Raw genomic sequence first — 1932 nt, 5'->3', positions numbered from 1 at the left:
TGGCCCGTCGCGATGATGGTATTGCATTGATTCTTATAGCAGAATCGCCCAAGCAGGTCATCAAATTGGTAATCTATCTGGGGAATCCGGGATTAGAGCACGACATCGAGGCTGACTGGCGAAAGCCTCGCACCCCCATTATCGCCGATACACAACCGGGCGAAGCAGGCCCAGATTACCGATACCTCTGCGGCACTATGATATGATCAAGGGTCCGTCCCTCGGCGGACAATTTAATCTGCAGCCGTTTCGGACGCTCTGACGGCCGCGTGGTTGGGCCGGCCCACGCAGGTATATGAAAAGCCCGCCGCCTCGACATCTTTGCGGCGGTAGACATTGCGCAGGTCGACAAAGACGGCCTCATTCATTAGCAGCCTCAAGCGCTGCAGATCAAGCGATCGAAAGGCGTTCCACTCCGTTACCAGAACTAGGCAATCGGTGCCGTTGGCTACATCGTAGGCGTCGGTGCAGTATTGGACCCCATTGAGGACCGACTTCGCCATCTCCATGCCTTCTGGGTCATAGGTCCGCACCTCAGCCCCGGCATCTTTGAGCGCCTGAATGATGGCAATGGACGGTGCGTCGCGCATGTCGTCCGTGTTCGGTTTGAATGTCAGCCCGAGTATGCCGATGGTCTTACCGCGGACATCGCCACCGCAGGCGGCAATAACGCGCCGGCCCATGGCTCGCTTGCGCTGATCGTTGATTGTAACAGTCGTCTCCACCAGGCGCAGCGGACTATCATGATCGTGTGCGGTTCGGACCAGCGCCAGCGTGTCCTTGGGAAAGCATGACCCACCATAACCCGGCCCTGCATTGAGAAACTTTGAGCCGATGCGATTGTCGAGGCCGATCCCCCGTGCGATGTCCTGCACATTGGCACCAGTTTTCTCGCACAGGTCGGCGATCTCGTTGATGAAGGTGATCTTCATGGCGAGAAACGCATTGCCTGCGTACTTGGTCAGTTCCGCCGTGCGGCGGCCAGTGAACATCAGCGGCGCTTGGTTGAGGTAGAGCGGGCGGTATACTTCGGTCATCGCTACGCGGGCGCGCTCGTCTTCGATGCCTACCACGATCCGATCCGGACGCTTGAAATCATCGATTGCGGCCCCCTCGCGCAGGAACTCCGGATTGGAGACTACAACCACATCCGCTTCTGGGTTGATCTCGCGAATGATGCGCTCCACTTCGTCTCCTGTGCCCACCGGAACGGTTGACTTGGTCACCACTACGGCACAGCCTCTAATCGCCTTTGCGATTGAGGCAGCGGCGGAATAGACATAGGATAGGTCGGCATGACCGTCTCCGCGGCGCGAAGGCGTCCCGACCGCAATAAAGACGATCTCGGCGCCTGCAACAGCGAGATCGAGTTGTGTGGTGAACTTCAGCCGTCCCGCCGCAACATTGTCCACGACCAAATCATCGAGGCCCGGTTCGAAAATTGGGATCTTGCCCGCCCTCAGCGCATCTATCTTGGCGGCGTTGAGATCCACGCAAATCACTTCATGCCCGAAGTCGGCAAAACAGGCGCCCGACACCAAGCCGACGTAACCAGCGCCAATTACAGCAAGCTTCATGGATTCGTCCCTCAGAGCCTGAGCGAAAAGGAGTTGAGCGATATCAGCAGGTTGTAATTCCCCTTCGTTATCGAGACGATGGAGAATCAAAATGGCGTGGGATGATACCGCCCAGCTTGAGCATAGCCGCAGGTGCGTTCGCTAGGAAGCCGCAAAGTCGTCAGCATGAACTGCAGCTTGGCGGTGTCGATCGTCATGTTGTCCATCATGCCGCTTCCTGCGTCAGCAGGTGGTCACAACTCTCCGCTGAAGCGGGGGAACTCCATAGCCAGCCTTGCCTGGTCCAGATGTAGGAGATATCGACGCCCCACTTCTGGTCGGGCGCCTCGGCCTCGAATACCTGGTCGAGCAGGTT

Annotated in this window: 3 protein-coding genes; 1 reads left to right on the top strand and 2 read right to left on the bottom strand. The window is 57.9% G+C overall.

The genetic code is table 11. The features are described from left to right. On the top strand, positions 1-206 hold a 206-nt coding region (locus tag VQ044_RS24960), incomplete at its 5' end, for a hypothetical protein (RefSeq protein ID WP_331827882.1). 27 nt (positions 207-233) lie between these two features. Here the strand turns inward: VQ044_RS24960 and VQ044_RS24955 are convergent. After that, on the bottom strand, positions 234-1577 hold the full coding sequence (locus VQ044_RS24955) for a UDP-glucose dehydrogenase family protein (RefSeq protein WP_327650342.1): 1344 nt from the start codon (positions 1575-1577) through the stop codon (positions 234-236). A gap of 86 nt (positions 1578-1663) precedes the next feature. Further along, positions 1664-1786: a hypothetical protein gene (locus VQ044_RS24950; RefSeq protein ID WP_327650344.1), complete on the bottom strand. Its 123-nt coding sequence runs from the start codon at positions 1784-1786 to the stop codon at positions 1664-1666. Between the last annotated feature and the right edge of the window lie 146 nt (positions 1787-1932).

This window comes from Aurantimonas sp. C2-5-R2, assembly GCF_036549495.1.
GTDB classification, from domain to species: Bacteria; Pseudomonadota; Alphaproteobacteria; order Rhizobiales; family Rhizobiaceae; genus Aurantimonas; species Aurantimonas coralicida_A.
The sequence above is the reverse complement of the archived record's forward strand: the minus strand, read 5'-3'. Positions and strand labels throughout refer to the sequence as shown.

Coding starts and splice junctions, on each gene's coding strand:
- VQ044_RS24955 (WP_327650342.1), bottom strand. CDS start 1,577: ATGAAGCTTGCTGTAATTGGCGCTGGTTACGTCGGCTTGGTGTCGGGC.
- VQ044_RS24950 (WP_327650344.1), bottom strand. CDS start 1,786: ATGATGGACAACATGACGATCGACACCGCCAAGCTGCAGTTCATGCTG.